Annotated in this window: 13 protein-coding genes and 1 pseudogene; 2 read left to right on the top strand and 12 right to left on the bottom strand. The window is 59.3% G+C overall.

Translation table 11 applies throughout. The annotated features are described in order from the left end of the window. Window positions 1–786: 786 nt before the first annotated feature. From P3T24_RS19450 to P3T24_RS19440, 3 genes are all read right to left on the bottom strand, one after another. Window positions 787–1,170, bottom strand: a complete 384-nt coding sequence (locus P3T24_RS19450; RefSeq protein ID WP_074263352.1) for a RidA family protein — start codon at window positions 1,168–1,170, stop codon at window positions 787–789. 83 nt (window positions 1,171–1,253) lie between these two features. Further along, window positions 1,254–2,735 carry an N-acyl-D-amino-acid deacylase family protein gene (locus P3T24_RS19445; RefSeq protein ID WP_429407112.1) on the bottom strand — a complete coding sequence of 494 codons (1,482 nt, stop codon included), beginning with the start codon at window positions 2,733–2,735 and terminating at the stop codon, window positions 1,254–1,256. A gap of 3 nt (window positions 2,736–2,738) precedes the next feature. Then, window positions 2,739–3,629 carry a MurR/RpiR family transcriptional regulator gene (locus P3T24_RS19440; protein WP_429436932.1) on the bottom strand — a complete coding sequence of 297 codons (891 nt, stop codon included), beginning with the start codon at window positions 3,627–3,629 and terminating at the stop codon, window positions 2,739–2,741. 174 nt (window positions 3,630–3,803) lie between these two features. On the opposite strand from P3T24_RS19440, the gene P3T24_RS19435 reads away from it, so the two are divergent. Next, window positions 3,804–5,081 (top strand): amino acid deaminase, encoded by a 1,278-nt coding sequence (locus tag P3T24_RS19435; protein WP_429436930.1) that lies wholly within the window; start codon window positions 3,804–3,806, stop codon window positions 5,079–5,081. Here the strand turns inward: P3T24_RS19435 and P3T24_RS19430 are convergent. Together P3T24_RS19430 and P3T24_RS19425 are read right to left on the bottom strand one after the other, a co-directional pair. Then, window positions 5,048–5,509 (bottom strand): MarR family winged helix-turn-helix transcriptional regulator, encoded by a 462-nt coding sequence (locus P3T24_RS19430; RefSeq protein WP_074263348.1) that lies wholly within the window; start codon window positions 5,507–5,509, stop codon window positions 5,048–5,050. The genes P3T24_RS19435 and P3T24_RS19430 overlap by 34 nt on opposite strands. A 28-nt stretch (window positions 5,510–5,537) precedes the next feature. Then, window positions 5,538–7,133 (bottom strand): MDR family MFS transporter, encoded by a 1,596-nt coding sequence (locus tag P3T24_RS19425; protein ID WP_429436927.1) that lies wholly within the window; start codon window positions 7,131–7,133, stop codon window positions 5,538–5,540. A 141-nt stretch (window positions 7,134–7,274) separates the two neighbouring features. Between P3T24_RS19425 and P3T24_RS19420 the strand changes: the two genes are divergently transcribed. Next, window positions 7,275–8,120: an EcsC family protein gene (locus P3T24_RS19420; RefSeq protein WP_074263346.1), complete on the top strand. Its 846-nt coding sequence runs from the start codon at window positions 7,275–7,277 to the stop codon at window positions 8,118–8,120. Here the strand turns inward: P3T24_RS19420 and P3T24_RS19415 are convergent. The 7 genes and pseudogenes from P3T24_RS19415 to P3T24_RS19385 form a co-directional block, all read right to left on the bottom strand. Then, window positions 8,090–9,055 carry an alpha/beta hydrolase gene (locus tag P3T24_RS19415; RefSeq protein ID WP_429436925.1) on the bottom strand — a complete coding sequence of 322 codons (966 nt, stop codon included), beginning with the start codon at window positions 9,053–9,055 and terminating at the stop codon, window positions 8,090–8,092. The two genes, P3T24_RS19420 and P3T24_RS19415, sit on opposite strands and share 31 nt — an antisense overlap. Window positions 9,056–9,204: 149 nt before the next feature. Beyond that, on the bottom strand, window positions 9,205–9,639 hold the full coding sequence (locus tag P3T24_RS19410; RefSeq protein WP_074263344.1) for a CHRD domain-containing protein: 435 nt from the start codon (window positions 9,637–9,639) through the stop codon (window positions 9,205–9,207). Between the two features lie 354 nt (window positions 9,640–9,993). After that, window positions 9,994–10,644, bottom strand: a pseudogene (locus tag P3T24_RS19405) (response regulator); the annotation flags it as partial. A 173-nt stretch (window positions 10,645–10,817) separates the two neighbouring features. Continuing rightward, a complete protein-coding gene (locus P3T24_RS19400; protein ID WP_429436922.1) occupies window positions 10,818–11,195 on the bottom strand; it encodes a hypothetical protein in 378 nt (125 codons plus the stop codon). Continuing rightward, window positions 11,192–13,345: an integrase gene (locus P3T24_RS19395; RefSeq protein ID WP_429436920.1), complete on the bottom strand. Its 2,154-nt coding sequence runs from the start codon at window positions 13,343–13,345 to the stop codon at window positions 11,192–11,194. The genes P3T24_RS19400 and P3T24_RS19395 overlap by 4 nt, the downstream gene beginning before the upstream one ends. Beyond that, complete coding sequence (locus tag P3T24_RS19390; protein WP_429436916.1) at window positions 13,342–14,934, bottom strand: integrase; 1,593 nt, start codon at window positions 14,932–14,934, stop codon at window positions 13,342–13,344. The genes P3T24_RS19395 and P3T24_RS19390 overlap by 4 nt, the downstream gene beginning before the upstream one ends. A 265-nt stretch (window positions 14,935–15,199) precedes the next feature. Further along, window positions 15,200–16,552, bottom strand: a complete 1,353-nt coding sequence (locus P3T24_RS19385; protein ID WP_429436914.1) for a site-specific integrase — start codon at window positions 16,550–16,552, stop codon at window positions 15,200–15,202. Between the last annotated feature and the right edge of the window lie 98 nt (window positions 16,553–16,650).

The following is a 16,650-nucleotide window of genomic DNA, read 5'->3' as shown; positions in this document are numbered from 1 at the left end:
GGAAAGCAGCTCTGAACCGCTTCACCATCCAGTTCGAAGAACGGCTGGTGCAGCGTTAAACACCAACCCGTTTACACAAAATTCGGGACACCCCCGGCGGCACTTACTTTCTTTGCCGCCGCAAAGAAAGTAAGCAAAGAAAGCGGGCTTGCAACCGCTAGCCTGTAGGTGTCCACCACTCGCGTGAAAACAGAGTGGTCCGCGCACGAAATCGTCCTCCGCACCACCCGCGTTAGTGACAAAGGACTCATTCATCCCACTCCGCACTGCGTGCGTCGCGGATGGGTATACCTGGGAAAGCGGGCTTGCGCGGCATAATGGCCGACCGTATGTCCAATGCTTGACAAACTACATCAGCTTGACGAGGCGAGCCGCGGAGCGCACTCAATTCTCTGCTCTCGCGCGCAAACCGATTTTGACATCCCGGCCAATCGAATTCACGCCCCAATAAAGTTAGATTTCCTACAGACTTTGCAGAAGGCGTTATGCCCGACGGCGGGGCGCGCAGCGCGACGCTGGAACGGATGAGTCCTTTGTCACTAATGCAAGCTGTGCGAGGAGCGGTCCCGTGCGCGGACCACTTTGGCTTGATGCCAGTGATGGACACCTACAGGCTAGCGGTTTGAAGCCCGCTTTCTTTGCTTACTTTCTTTGCGGCGGCAAAGAAAGTAAGTGCCGCCCCGCACAGGGGCATCGCTAATAGACCGATAACAATGCAAGGAAAGGCCAAAGCAGCAAGAACAACCACTAAAGCGCCGCGCAGGCAAAACCAAAAAAACCAAACCCTTAACCCTTCCCCTTATAAGCAACGCAATCAACCTCAACCTTACAGTCAATCACCATACTAGAAACCACACACGCCCGCGCTGGCGGATTCTCCCCGAAATACTCCCGGAACACCTTATTAAACGAAGCAAAATCCCGCGGATCATCCAACCAAACCCCACACCGAACCACATGCTCGGCGCCATAGCCGGCCTCTTTGAGAATGGCGAAAACATTCTGAATCGCCTTGTGCGACTGCGCCACAATCCCGCCTTCGATCACCTCGCCATTCTCCATCGGCGTCTGCCCCGACACAAACAACCAGCCATCCGCCTCAACCGCACGCGCGAACGGCATATGTTGCCCGCCAGTCCCCTTGCCACCCTCAACGCCATATCGCTTCATCACAAACACTCCCTATAAGATCCAGCGGCGCGCAGATCAAACGTCAACAGCGCACCGCATCAATAAACCCAAAGACCGAACCCTCAAAACGCGCCGTGCGCATCTGCCTTCGATGCCTCACCACGCGCCACAAAATGCCCCGCCCGCTCGCCGGTCGGCTGACCGTCCCGATACGACAACACGCCATTCACCCAAACTGCGTCAATCCCGTCGGCCTGCTGTAGCGGCTTGTCGAACGTCGCCGTATCCCGCACCCGCGCCGGGTCGAACAACACCAGATCCGCGTGGTAGCCAATATGGACCTCACCCCGCTGCGTCAAACCAAACCGCCGCGCCGACAAACTCGTCATCTTGCGCACCGCCTCCTCCAGCGGCAACAATCCCGCATCCCGCACGTAGTGCCCCAGCACTCGAGGAAACGCGCCCCACAAGCGTGGATGCGGCAGCGGATCGTTCGGCAAACCGTCCGATCCCACCATCGATGCCGGATGCGACAGGATGCGCCGTACGTCCTCCTCCGACATGTTGTGATACACCGCCCCCGCCGGTTGCAGGCGCTTGCCCGCCTCCTGCTGCGTCACGCCCCACTCCGTTGCAATGTCCTTCACCAGCTTGCCCGCCATCTCCGGATGCGGTTCCGACCACGTAATCGTGATGTCGATCTCGCCTGTCACCTGCCTCAGGTCCAGCGTCGACGAACTGCGGTTATACGGGTAGCAGTCGCAGCCGATCGGCTGCAGGCGGCGTGCGCCTTCCAATGACTTCAGCACCTCGGCGCTGCGCCCCCAGTTCGACGGCCCCGCGCACTTCAGATGCGAAATCACCACCGGCACGCGTGCATGGCGGCCCACCTGGTAAGCCTCTTCCATCGCGTCGAGAATCGTGTCGAACTCCGAGCGCATATGCGTCGTGTACAGCGCGCCCGCCGCCGCCAGCGGTTCGGCCAGCGCCATCACCTCCTCCGGCGGCGCCGCGAATGCCGAGCCGTATGCCAGTCCCGAACTCAGGCCGAGTGCGCCGTGTTTCAGCGCCTCCTCGAGTTGCGCGCGCATGCCTTCGATTTCCTGTGCGCTCGCCGCGCGATCCAGGCGGTCCATCTGGTTGTTGCGCAGCGCGGTGTGTCCGATCAGCGCGCCTACGTTCACCGCCGGGCGCGCCGCGTTCACCGCTTCCACGTATGCAGCGAAGGTCGGATAGTTGAACGCGTCCCGCGCGCCCAGCAGATTCATCGGATCCGGTGGATCACCTTTCAACTCGACCGGCGACGCGCTAATACCGCAGTTGCCGACGATCACCGTCGTCACCCCCTGGCTGATCTTCGGCAGCATCTGCGGCGCGCGGATCACGTGAGTGTCGTCGTGCGTGTGAACGTCGATAAAGCCCGGCGCCAGCGCCCGACCGTTCGCTTCGATGATCTCTTCGGCCAGCCAGTTCGACAGGTTGCCGATCGCCACAATCTTGCCGTCGCGCACCGCCACGTCGCGTTCGACCGGCGGAGCGCCCGTGCCGTCGTACAGTTGAGCGTCGATGATCAGCGTATCCGCCGCTTCAGGATGCGAATGCATGGGTCAGTCTCCTAACGGTTGTCGGTCGCCGCCGCCGCGGTGCGCGTCGAGCGCGTGCTTCATGCGGCGCAGCAATTCGCGGCTCTCATCGCCCTGACTAACGGCAAGTTCGGTGACGAGCACGTCAAGCGCCATCATCATCGCGTATCGGGATGACGATGGCTTGTAAATGAAATCGGTTTCGAACGCGACGATCGGGATCACCCAGTCCGCCAGCCGCGCCAGCGGCGACGCGGGTGCGGTCAGCGTAATCAATGTCGCGCCGTAGCTGCGCGCGATGCGGCAGTTCTCCACCATCTCGGGCACGCGGCCCGTGGTCGACAACGCAATCACGACACATTCGCGCGATACCGTACTCGCCACCATCCGTTGCAGCAAGCCGTCCTGGTAGGTTGCCACGGGTCGGCCGAGGCGCACCAGACGGAAACGCATTTCATCGGCGAGCGCGGTCGAACCGCCGCCCATGCCGAACACGTAGATCATGCGCGCCTCGCGCAGCGCGGCGGCCGCTTCGGCTAACGGTGCCTGGCACAGCAACTGGTGGTTGTGCGTGAGCGCGGTCTGCACTTCGTCGAACACACGGGTGGCGAGCGGTTCGGGCGCGTCGGCTGCCGCGTTGCCTTGCAGAAAACGCTGCCCCACCGCCGCCGCCTGGGCGAGCCGCAACTTCAGTTCGCGGACGTCGCGGCAACCCACCGCCTTGGCAAAGCGCGTGACGGTGGCAACGCTGACGCTGGCCTGCTGCGCCAGCGCACCAATGCTCGCGCGCGATGCGCCGGTCAGGTCGTCGAGGATCAGCGCGGCCACCTTGCGCTCGGCCGAACGCAGTTCTGGCGCGCATTCGGCGATGCGGGCGACGATGTCGAAAGTAAGCGGTTCAGCGCTGGAATTCATGGAAAACCGGAAAGATCGGAAGGACCGTTGCAACGCGCGACACCGCTTACGGCAACTTGTACCAGCAGGCGTCCACGCCGTGGTACTAAATAACATTTCAGGAAACATGCTACTTTCGGTAACATGTGAAAGTCAACTTCGCTGTGATTTATCTGGACGATGGAGCAGGATTACATGAAAGTTACAAACTATCAGGGCGCAACGATTGATCCTTATAGCAAGGGCTTGGGCATGGTTCCAGGCACCAGTATCCAGTTGCTGGACGCGGCGCGCCTTGAATGGAATCTGCTGAACGAAGACGTGAGCCTGCCGGCTGCCGTGCTCTACGCGGATCGTATCGAGCACAACCTGAAATGGATGCAGGCGTTCGTCGCCGAATACGGCGTCAAGCTCGCGCCGCACGGCAAGACCACCATGGCGCCGCAACTGTTTCGACGTCAGCTCGAAACCGGCGCGTGGGGCATCACGCTCGCTACCGCGCACCAGGTGCGGGCCGCGTATCACGGCGGCGTGTCGCGCATTCTGATGGCCAATCAACTGGTCGGTCGCCGCAACATGCTGATAATCGCCGAGATGCTCAGCGATCCGGAGTTCGAATTCTTCTGTCTCGTGGATTCGGTGGATGGTGTCGAGCAGCTCGGCAAATTCTTCGGCTCGGTGCGCAAATCGCTGAACGTGCTGCTTGAACTCGGTGTGCCGGGCGGCCGCACCGGCGTGCGCGACGAAGCGCAACGCACCGCCGTGCTGGACGCAATCGCGCGCTATCCAGATGCGCTCAAGCTCGCTGGTGTGGAGTTGTACGAAGGCGTATTGAAGGAAGAACACGAAGTCCGCGAGTTTCTGCAAGGCGCAGTCGCCATCACGCGCACGCTGGTCGACGAAGGACGCTTTGCGCGCACACCGGCTATTTTGTCGGGCGCGGGCTCGGCATGGTACGACGTGGTCGCGGAAGAGTTCGTGAAGGCATCGGCGGATGGCCAGGTCGAAGTGGTGTTGCGGCCGGGCTGCTATCTGACGCACGACGTTGGCGTCTACCGGAAAGCGCAGACGGATATCTTTGCTCGTAATCCGGTCGCCAAAAAGATGGGGGAAGGGCTGCTGCCGGCGCTGCAGTTGTGGGCCTACGTGCAGTCGATTCCAGAGCCGGATCGCGCCATCATCGGTCTCGGCAAGCGCGATTCAGCATTCGACGCCGGCATGCCAGAACCCGCCAAACACTATCGCCCAGGCACTGAGGCGCCGCGCGAAATCACGGCCGGCGAGGGATGGGAAATCTTCGGCATGATGGATCAGCACGCCTATCTGCGGATCCCCGCAGGCGCGGACCTGAAGGTCGGCGACATGATCGCGTTCGACATCTCGCACCCGTGTCTGACGTTCGATAAATGGCGTCAGCTGCTGGTGGTCAATCCTTCGTATCAGGTCACGGAAGTGATCGAAACGTTCTTCTGAGCGACCACTTCCCCGATCCTCACTTCAAGCATTCGCAACGCACCGGACAGCGCCGCGAGCGCGTCGTCCGGCAGCGCGGCCATCGTGTCGTTGAGGAACGCGGTACGGCGCGGCAGCGCCTCCTCGGTGGCCGCTGTCCCGGCTTCCGTGAGTCGCACGTTGGTGATGCGGTTATCGCGCTCGTCCATGCTGCGCGAAATCCAGCCGAGCACCTCGAGCGCTTTTAGCTGCCGCGTCAAGGCGCCGGGGTCGATGCGCAGCCGCTCGACAAGACGCTTCTGCGACGACTCACCACCCTGGTCGTGCAACGCCAGCATCACCCGCCAGCGCGGCATGGGATGTCCCACCTGCCCCTCGAACGCCGACATGAACGCCCGATAGGTGCGGCCGAACTGCTGAACGATGGCGACGCGATCCTGTTGTTCCATGGTGTTCCGATGACGCGGGTGTTCGAAATCAATCAGCGAGGATGGTCGGCTCGACCTGACGCTTTAGCTTGATGGGCGGCACGCGGCGGCTTTGCCAGATCGAAGCTACTGCGACGATTGCAGCGAGCGCAAGACCAAGATGAATCGCCGACACCAGCGATTCGCGCGCCGACTCCAGCAGCACCGCGCCGTTGTGTCCAGCATGCGCTAACTGACCTAGCAGCGTGGCCTGAGCATCATGGTTGATGAGAATTTGCGGATCGCCCATATCCGGGAACCACTGCGTCGCCTGATCGTGTTCCAGCGCGCTGCGCACGCCGCTCGCGTACATATGCGTGACGAGCGTGCCGGTCAACGCCGTCCCGATCATGCCGCCGATCATCCGCAGCGATTGCAGCAGCGCCGTTGCAATGCCGAGATGCTCGCGGCCCGCCGTCTGTTGCGCGAAGATGGTCAGATTCGGCATCACGAAGCCGAGTCCCAAACCGCCGAGCACCATGAACGTCATCAGCAGCCATCCCGGCATGGAGCGCGTTGCTACCACCGCGCCGAGGCATGACAGCGCCATCAGCGTGAAGCCGATATACAGCATCAGATTCGGATTGCTCACGCGCGACACGATCCGGCCATTGGCAATGCTGCCGATCGTAATGAACACGACGAGCGGCGTGATCACGAGACCCGCTTCTTTCGGTGACATGCCGAAGCCGCCTTGGAACAGCAACGGCGCGTAGAACAGCAGCGAGAACATCGAGAAGCCGCCGAGCACCGCCAGCGTGAACAGCGCGGCAAGGCTGCGATTGCGGAACATATCGACAGGCAGGATGGCGGTAGGGCAACGCTGCTCCCATTTCCACAGACTGTATGCAGACGCCACACTTGCGACCAGCAACGCGACCGAGGTCAGCGACACGCCGTGCTTGGGCAACATTTCGACGAACAGTTGCAGGGAACCGAGCGAGATTGCAATCAGCAACGCGCCCGGCCAATCAAGGCGCATCTTGCCCTTATGCTCGACGTGCCGCAAATGCGGCAGAAAACGCCACACGAAGAAGAGCGACAGCAGACCGACCGGCAGATTGACGTAGAACACGGAGCGCCAGCCGTAGTACTGCGTGAGGAAGCCGCCGAGCGACGGCCCAATGGCGTTGGCGATGCCGAACGCCGAACTCATCAGCACCTGCCAACGCAGGCGCACGACTGAATCGGGGAATAGATCGGGAATGCAGGCGAAGGCGGTGCCGACCAGCATGCCGCCGCCGATACCCTGCAGGCCGCGCGCAAGGACCAGGAACAGCATGCTGTTGGCCATGCCGCAGAGCACCGAGGCACCGGTGAAAACGATGATCGACGCGATCACGAACGGTTTGCGCCCGTAGTAATCGCCGAGCCGCCCAAAGATCGGCACGGTAATGACCGAGGTCAGCAGATACGACGTGGCGACCCACGCGTAAAGCTCGAAGCCCTTGAGCTCAGCGACGATCGTAGGCAGCGCCGTGCCGACCACGGTCTGGTCGAGCGCGACAAGCATCGTCACAAAGGAAACGCCGAGCATCGCCATGAGCGATTCCCGGAACGGTAAAACTTGCCCACTCGAATGGTGAGCCGCGGTATGGACAGCCATGTTTTTTGATAGCGCAACGGTTGACGCGTCAAACAATGGGGAATCATAGCATGTTATGGCGCTCTAAACTGGCTGTGTTGGCGTTCATCCGGTGCGCCGACGATCAGCTAATTACAGAATTTGCCCGCCACAGGGAGGCACATGGAGTCCACTTCGCTCGCCGAACAGAGCTTGTCCGCCGAGGATCTGCGCGCGCTACGACGCGCGAAACACGAGCTGGAAAGCCCGGCGCTGGCGATGAAACTGGCCAGCATCGTCGGGGCGCCGCTTGAAAAGCTCCTGTCGCGCATGCCGGCCATCGCCAACGAGAAGGTGAACGACGCAACCCAGTTGGCGTTGCGCAAGTGCCTGCAGCTCGCTCTACGCACGCTCGGGCGGCACGACCCCGACGCGCCGCCGCTTGCGATTCCCGACCGGCCGAGCAATCTGCTGCACAAGTTCGCGGTGGCGACAACCGGCGCGGCCGGCGGCGCGTTCGGGCTGTTCGCGTTGCCGGTGGAATTGCCGGTCACAACCACATTGATGTTCCGCTCGATCTGCGATATTGCGCGTAGCGAAGGCGAAGACCTCTCGTCAATCGACGCGCAGTTGCAATGTCTGACGGTGCTGGGGATGGGCGGCACGTCGAAAGCCGACGACGACGCCGACTACGGCTACTTCATCATGCGCGGCGCGCTGGCGCAGGCGGTCTCGAAGGCGTCGGCGGAGATCGCGACCAAAGGCTTCACCTCACACGGATCGACGGCGCTGTTGCGCCTGCTCAATACGATCGCGTCGCGCTTTTCCGTGCAGGTCAGCGAACAGATCGCCGCCAAGTCGATTCCGGCGATCGGCGCTGTGCTGGGTGCGATGGTCAACACTGTCTTTATGGACCACTTCCAGCTGGTCGCGCACGGCCATTTCACCGTGCGGCGGCTCGAGCGGCAATATGGACCGGAACTCGTGAAGACCGCCTATCAGACCATCGACATTGCGCTCGACGGTTGAGCGCTGCGCGGGCCCGCTACCTCGCGCACAAAGGCAGCGGCGCCGTCGAGCGCGCGGCGGGCCTCGGGAATGAAAGGCGTGAAGATCTGCCAGACGTGCGGCATGTTCGGCCACACCTGCAACTCGACTGGCACACCCTCGCTGCGTGCGTTCTCGGCTACCCGTCGCGAGTCGTCCAGCAACACTTCCGTGCTGCCGGCCTGAATGAAAAGCGGCGGCAGGCCGTGCAGATCGGCATAGACCGGCGAGGCATACGGATGCGTCGCTGGCGTATCGCCAAGGTATAGCTTTGCAGCCCGGCCGATCGCAGGACCGCTGAACATCGGATCGGCCCCATCGTTGATGCGGATCGACGCGCCGCTCGCGGCCAGATCGGTCCATGGCGAAAACAGCACGCCGCCTGCCGGCAAAGGATCACCGGCGTCGCGTAAAGCAACCAGCGTAGCGAGAGCCAGGCCGCCGCCCGCGGAGTCACCCGCAATCACAATCGATTCCGCCGGCCTGCCGCTCGTGAGCAGTTGCCGATAGGCGGCCAACGCATCGTCGAGAGCAGCGGGAAAGCGTGCTTCAGGCGCGAGCCGATAGTCGAGCGAAAACGCCGGTGCACCCGAGCGTGTCGCCAGGCCGAACACAATCGAGCGATGGGAACGCGGCGAGCAGAAGTAATAACCGCCGCCGTGCAGATAGAGAATGGTGGGGGTGTCGACAACGCCGGCTGCTTCGCCGCTGCCGGCGGCTGGCTCGAACCACTCGCCGCGCAACGTTTCGCCGGGGCCGTATTGTTCCAGTAAGCGCCAGCCCGCAGGCACTTTCGGCGACCAGGCACGTTTCGCCGTAAGAGCACGCGCACCCTCGACGCTGATCTCGGTCTTTAATGTCGCCGGTCGAAACTGCCGGCGCAGGTACCAGCATGCGAGCGCACTTTGCCAACTCATCGGGACACCCTCCATGAATGGTCAACCGTCATGGTACGTGGGTTCGCACAATGATCCGCTGGATGAGCGGTTCTAATCCTCCGGCGATTCATGCACGCCCGCCTGCTACACAGCGGACAAATGGAGGGCCGCAGGCCGCGCAAAGACCGCTAGTTGGAAGGTCGCACCTGACCGCGAATCTCACCCATCGGGTTCTGCGCGGTGTGGATATTGAAGTACCACTGACCGGCCATCAGGTCGGTCACCTGCTGGTCCGTCAACGTGGCGGAGCCTTTGATCGGACTGGCAAGCGCGCTCTTGTCGATCGGGATCTGAATTTTTGCGTTCTGCCCGACCGGTGCTGGGCCGTGAAAGTGTGCGGCCGAGATGGGACTCGACAGATCCGCATAGGTGACCGTCCACTGCAACGCCTTGGTGGACGTATCGAAGGTGGCGTCAAGCATGCCGTGTGCGTGGCTGACGCGCGGCGGGACTTCGCTCGACGGCTCGAGATCCGCCTTCAGCGCCACCGTGTCTGCGAAGGCGATCCCCGACGCCAGTGCCCAAAAAACAACGCCCAGACTGAGTTTCCGAATTGCATTCATATTTTTCTCCGGACTTGGTGCACCGCCGCACCACACATGGGTCGCGCACGGAGCCACCCCATACTAGTGTAAATCGCGGGCCGACGTGGGGCTTAGCGCGCAGGGGCCGGACGCCCGTCTTTCTTACAAAATCAGAAAATAGATAATTGCGAGATTCGGATGCAATCAAATCGCTGCCTGGCGCTATGCTTCAGGCAGCGAGAAGTGACTCCTTCACCGAAGGATGTCTCCAATCTTTAACGCGGCTTCGGCCGCGTTTTTTTTCGTCTGGGCAAATGTGAAGGGAATACGCTGAGCGAGCCAAGCCGGTCAGCTACTGCTGACCAGGCAGCTATCTGAATCACTGCCTCGCCGCTATGCGAGCAAAGCGGCCTGCTCTTCGATGCCATCGAGCATGGCGTTGCATTTCTGGACGAGCGCCATGCCATCTGCGCGCAGCCGCTCCGGCGATTTGCCGCCAAGGCCGCTTCGGTATTGCTCCAACGCGGCGAGCAACGGCGCGTACTGCAACACGCCCGCAGCGCCGGCAACCCGGTGATGCCATTGGCGCAACTGGGTGACATCCACATGATCGAGCAACGGCGGCAAAGCGCGAACGTCGTCGCGCACAGATGTCACAAACGAGTCGAGCAGCGCCTTCACCGTTGACTCACTGCCCCACAACTGCGTCATGTGAGCGAGATCCACAGGCACAAACGCCTCGACGGGCTCCTGACCTTGGGCCACGGCGGCCGGTGCGGTACTGACCGCTTCGACCGGCGCAACTTGACGCACAATCTCTGTACCGAACCAGCGGCTCAGATGTTCGCGCAACGTCGCGAGACGGGTCGGCTTCACGAGGCAATCGTCCATGCCGGCGTCGCGGCATTGACTCAGATCCTCAGGCGCAGTGTTGGCTGTGATGCCGAGAATGGGCAGATGCGATATACCACTGCCGCCGAGACGGCCCTCTTCAGTTTCACGCACACGCCGTGCAAGTTCGTAGCCGGACAGGTTCGGCATGTGCCTAACATGTCCAAGAAATACGAAAATGGACAGTCGAGGTTGCTTTGAAAATCAAAGCCTTAGACAAGAACGTCGTGTCCATGAAATTTTTTAAAAAATGGACGTAATTCTCGCGAAATGTCCATTTCCCAACGCATAGCCGGCGTATGGAGCGTCATGCTCTGACGCATTGGTCAGAAATCAGACTTGGCACGGGGCTCGCGGATCGGTAAGACTTTGCCCCCCCGGAGAGATGTGAGTTCCCTTCTTAACTCCATAACTTCCCTCGCCAGCGAAAGCTCGCGAGCATACGCGGCGTCCAACTGCTGCCGGAGTTCTCTACTGTCGTCCTTGGCTTGTTGAACGCGATCGCTAGCATCACTTTGAGGTCTGCGCACCCGCTCGTTAGCAGCGTCGATGGCTGCAATGAGTGTGGCGTGTTGCGGCCTCGACTTCTTAATGCTCCCCTTCTTGCGACCGGCTTCAATGGCCACTGTGTCGTTGTTTATCTTGCCCCTCCGGCGCACTAGCCGTTCAAGGGCCTCAAAGTAGACAGATAACGCTTCGCTCATGACTGAGTTCTCTTGATTGTTTTTTCTTGGGCGGCGTACATGGTTGCTAGCGCCGCTGTCTCCATTCGGTATTCCACGGAACCTAGCGCGCTCGCACGAAGCGCTTCTACGCGCCGTTCCTGAATCTTTATTACGCGCTGGAGCTTCGACGGAACCACGATGAGATTTTTGCAGTTGTTCTCCAAGCACTCGAGGTCTAGCCAATCAAACGGCGGCTTGTCGCACGGCTCTGGATTAGCACAGCCACCTAGCGCATTTTCTTTGTAGGCAAGTTGTCCCTTTTTAAACATCGCGCGAGTTTCGTCACGGGAGTACACGGAAACTGGCGATTCCTTGGTCGCGCGGCTTGTTGCCCACACACCGTGGCCCCCGAACAAACGCTCGTCCGCGAATAGAACCTGTGCGACGTACGCGAGGTGCTCTGCCTCGCCCTGTGCATCGGCCCATTCGCGTGCAAAGTGGTCGCTGTCATTTCCAACGAATTTCTTTGCAAATCCCGAACCTCGACAGTAATACATCGACATTTCCAGCGTGATGTGATGCAACTGACGTTTGAGGCTGGGCAGGGTGACGAGTCCGCTTCGGTGGGCGTAAAGGGCCAGCGTGCGGCGCAGTTGATGCCGCATGAACGGCCAAACAGCACCGATCGCAAATTTTGGCTCAGCCTCCCACGCGCGATGCAAGTCGATGAGCTTTAACTCGTCAAGATCTTCCTGTGTGATGGCTGGGAAAGCTCGTTGACGGAGATTTTCGATGCTTTGCTGGATATTCGAAGGCGCTCGGTTCGGCACATAAGTCTTGCCCGACAGTCCAAGACGGCAGTTGAGCCGAAACTTTCCGTCCGAGGAGCTCGCGTAGTCGACCGCGCCATTCGCGCGATGCGCGACCCCAGATATCCGCTGCGCCAGCTTGACTGCTCTGACAGCAAGATGGCTTGTAATCCAGCTGGCACGCTTCACCCGACCGCCGCTCAGTTTCGTAGTTACACCCTCAATAGAATAGTGCTCAACGCCGTCCTGACGAAACGTATTCAAACAGTCGTAAGGCAGACTCTCTGCCTCGGCCGCGCGCATCCCCGTGAACGCCAAGATAAGAACCTGGCATAGTGCACAGATCTCCGTCGTGAATGCCGACAAGCCTCTAGTATCTTGCCTGTCGCTTCTGGCCTGTTGGCGAGAAACGCTCGCGTCCTGCTGATGTGAACGAATTTCTTCGTTGGCCGCGGCAATAGCGGCGACAAGCGCATCAAAGTCGCGCAACTGTTTGTTGATGCTGTTTCTGTTCCGGCCGGCTTCTCTGGCAACAGCGGCCTTGGTAATCTTGGCACCCCCTCTGCTTTTCAACCGATCAAGCGCAGCGAAGTAGTCGGAAGTTACCTCACTGTTAGCAATCAAACTGGCACCGAAATGTTCCGCTACGCCAATTAAGGCGTCGGATGGGTTAATTCGCTTCCCCGAGCAGGCCAAGTCCAGTTGCGTCTCCAATTCAGATGCGATGGCCTCGACCAAACCAAGCTCGTATTCGCAATTTGCCAGAAAGCGTTGATAAATTCGTGTTGGAATTACTGCATGCTGGGAATAGTCGCCGCACTCAGCCGCCAGCTCGGCTAGTGGTTCGATAAGTTCGTGAAACGGAACTTGAACCCCTGAAACCGTCGGCCCTAGTCGGTGGAGGTGCGCCAAAATGCCCCGAAGATTCAACCTCCTCTTCGTTTTACCGGGCACTTGCATATAGCCGAGAACAGCATTGGTGTCGCCCAAAGCTTCATAGAGGGTAAGTTCCTGCTCGGCAGCGTAGTAACTAAACGTCCGCAGGTCAGTCAGCCAGTTGCTCATTGTTGGGAAGGCAGGCATATCATCCGAGGCTACATGCATCAGCAGATACATCACTTGCTTCCACTGACGGGAGGTTGCGATGTTTATGTGATGAAGTGCCGCTGCAGGCATATGCCGACGAAAGTGCAAGCGCCGCTCAAGGCATACGTTGTCATATGCCGAGACGTCCCAGACGTTGTGACCAAAAAGAGATGCAGGCTGTCCTGCGCTGTCGCGGGTAACGACCGTATCGTCGGCGATTCGATGCCAGACTTCCACCTGAAAGCCACCATGCGGGCTTGCGACCTCTAGCTCGACAGTCTTGATCTCACTCATGCTATTCCCAATTCAATCAGCATTTCCAATTTGCTCGCCCAGAAGAGGTCGAAGTTACCTTTCACGTCAACCTCTTCTTCGATTCGCGCCACAAGCGCACTGTCGCGCCTACGCATCTCGTCAAGAATAAAGTCTATGCGGCGCAATACGGGGCCAAAGGTTCTCTCGTACCGGTCAACGTCTTGGGCATGGTGCGCGGTGAGCCGCAGGCAGTGCCGACAGCTGAGCAGCTTACGAGCGTCGGTCTCGTCTGCATGAACCTTATATTTATCGCAAAACAAACAGCCTTCAGACGATTTGCAATCCGGAATTACCGTCGCCTCAGCTGATATCGCCTCCGGATGCTGGAACTCCACGCAAGCACCGAGAGCACCTTCAATACTTCCGGGCGGCAGTTGCTCTCCCGCGCCAAGGATAACTTTCTCGATAGACGCGAAGAGCGCGCCAAATTCGGCTCTCTGCGCACTGGCAGTGCCATTCGAGTACGCGCGTATGGCTGTCGCCAAAGTCGTCCCCATCAACTCCGCCGCAACGGCCGGATCGTGGTTGCTCATAGCCCAGTCTTGTTTGGCTGTGCGCAATTGCCGCGCTGTGAGTCGGGGAAGTGAAACTCCGAACGCTTCTAGGCGCTCATAGAACTGGGTGAGAAATTCCTCTACGAGAGCAACGATCTTGTCACCGCGTCCTGTTCCTCGGCCGACAAAGAGCGCATCGATCGGCGAGTTCTGAACCAAATATTCGCGCAGTTCGAAATAGGTCTTCAGCTTCGGCATGAATGCGATGGACACATTAAAGCCGATTTCCTTACCACCAGCGCGGTATTTGACTTGTCGGAATCTCTGTCTGACCACGGACGCCGACGCCAAGCTATCCGAGAGCTCAGTGCTCCACTTCATCTCCACCAACTGAGCGACGTTGATTCCTGTTTCAGCCAGGAACAATACCGCGAAAGCAAGCGCAGCCGTCAGCGCGTGCACGCGTCGGAGCGCCGAGCCCGTTTGGTTTGCGGCTTCCAAGTGCACGACCGCTGCCTTTCGCGTGTTATAGGCGTTTTGTCGAAATTTCTTCCGTCCTTGCGCCTTGAACTGATCACACAGTTCCTCGTACGAGCGTATCTCACCCGTTTCGAGATTCCATCCGAGGAGCCCACGTGGACGCTTCTCAGGCCGTCGACCCACAGTCAAGCCGTGAGGAACAACAAGGACTGTTTGGCCGAGCGAAGTCGCGATGGAAAACGGATACGGCTTCGATTCCAAGACATGTGAACTGATGCTGCTAAACGCTGCGTCAGCCCAAGCAAACAGCGTCGCCAGTGGCTCCGCGTCCGGCACCTCAGTCGGTACGGTATGCTTGGTACTGGAACGCACCCATTTGACGTCTGCGCCAAAGTCGTCAGCGCCGAAAAAGCCGCTTAGCAATGATCTGAGGTTTCTGTGCGTTGTGGCAACGGAATTTCGGTTCAATTGGCTCTGTGAGGCGAGTTCTCGCAGCTCGTCACCGTAGACTTTGAGAGCCGCCTCCGTTTCATCTCTGTTACACAGAACACCATGACGACAACGTTCATCTGCCCAAGCCACGAATCGGTTCAAGTCGACGTATCGACCTCGCAACGTCCAAGGGCTTAAACCTAGATCAGTGGCCTCCGAGAAATGTTCAATAAGGCGTCGAACCGCCTTAATACGCCTATCGTCGAGACAGTCGAAGCTTTGGTCTTCAATCCTCCTCGGCGCAGTATTGCGCTTAAGGAAGCAGAATCGTCCGACGTCGAGTCGACCGCCATGATTCGGCCAAGAAAGCAGCGCCGCCTCGGGACGCATAACGACGACGCCCTCAGCCAAAGGTAAAGATATCTCTTCAGTCCTGCGCACCAACACGCACCTCCGCATTGCGCATGCGTTGAACAAGATGCGTCAGGTGTTCGTTCCATCCATCTTGGACCGCGTCGAAGAGGGTGAGCTTTTCTCTGTACTTGAGATACCGTTCAGTAATAGTTGGACTGGAATGCCACATGAGTTGACTAAGCTGGGTCAGCGCCTCGGTGTAGGACATTGATCTATTGTTAATATTTTCCTTCCAACCATCTACTTTGTTCAACCCGAACGTCGCTCGAAGATCGTGAAAGCGAAATTCGTAATGCGGGTTGCTCATTCGCATCCGCATCGCGGGAAGCAAATAGTCCGCGATGTATTGCCGAACAAGTTGGCCGTTCTTGGAGTGCCGCGAAACGTATGGCTCTCGGCTCAACTCAGAAGGTTTTCGCCTTGACGCGTACATTGGGGCGCCACGATTGCTCAAGAAAAGTGGTTGACCGGGGTCGTCGCCGCCGACAGCTTTTCTGCGACGAGACAGGGCGCGTTGGCTGAGCACGTAGACATGAAGATCTTCATAGAGCCACTTCGGTAGGTGGAGAACACCCTTGACGCCACCTTTTGTATCGATGCCTGTGCCTGGACCGCAAGGCAGTCGGAACACGTTGCCCTGTATCTCCAAGGGAGCCTGCATGACGTGCCGACATTTGATAGTCAGAACCGTTTGGATTCGGGCTCCGCTAAACAGCGCGACAAGGAAGATAAGAGTCATCTCAGTGTTGCCGCGGTCGAGGAGCGCTTCCACCAGAGCTTTTTGCTCGACCTGTGGCAGCGGTCTGAGCTTCCCGCCGTCATCAATATTCTCGCTGTAAGGGTCGGCAGCAGTTCGTCCTTTGATAGACACATCGGTCGTCGCAACTTTGAGCAAACCGGTGAATCCTTGAGCGTTTAGCACTTGAACGAAGCGATCTTCTTCGACCCAAGTGGGATGACTCGGGACAAAATGCGCTGCGGACTTCAGCCAACGATAAAACCGAATCACCGTCCCCATGCGGCGACGCGCGGTGTTGCGGGTGATCTCGCCGGCCTCAACGGAATGAGTCAGATATCCGTTAAATCGATAGGTCGGGCGTTGAAGCTTAAAAGATGGAAAGTTCAGCCAGTCAATTGTCTTCTCGTCAACAAACCGGCGAAAAGCGGCCAAGTCCTGCGCAATAGTCGCGTAGCTCAGCATCTCGGGCGCGAGTTTGCCCACTAGCATGTCGACTAACCATAGATTTGCCTCTAGCCACGGCGAGCCGTCGGCGTTCCGGACTACAGGAAAAAGAGGGAAAGTGTGCGGCGACCAGCTCGGCTTGTTGTCACGGCGTCTGCCTGAGATCGCGTTGATGTCGCCCACTGGCCTCGTGAAATACGTGAAGGTCCCGCCACCTTCCGTCGGAATGTCTACCCGAGTTACGTTTTTCCCGGGACCGTCAGCAACTTCAGTGAGAGATA

This window comes from Paraburkholderia sp. GAS33 (genome assembly GCF_050436645.1).
Taxonomy (GTDB): Bacteria; Pseudomonadota; Gammaproteobacteria; order Burkholderiales; family Burkholderiaceae; genus Paraburkholderia; species Paraburkholderia phenazinium_B.
Note: the sequence above shows the minus strand (reverse complement) of the source record. Positions and strands in the feature narration are given on the sequence as shown.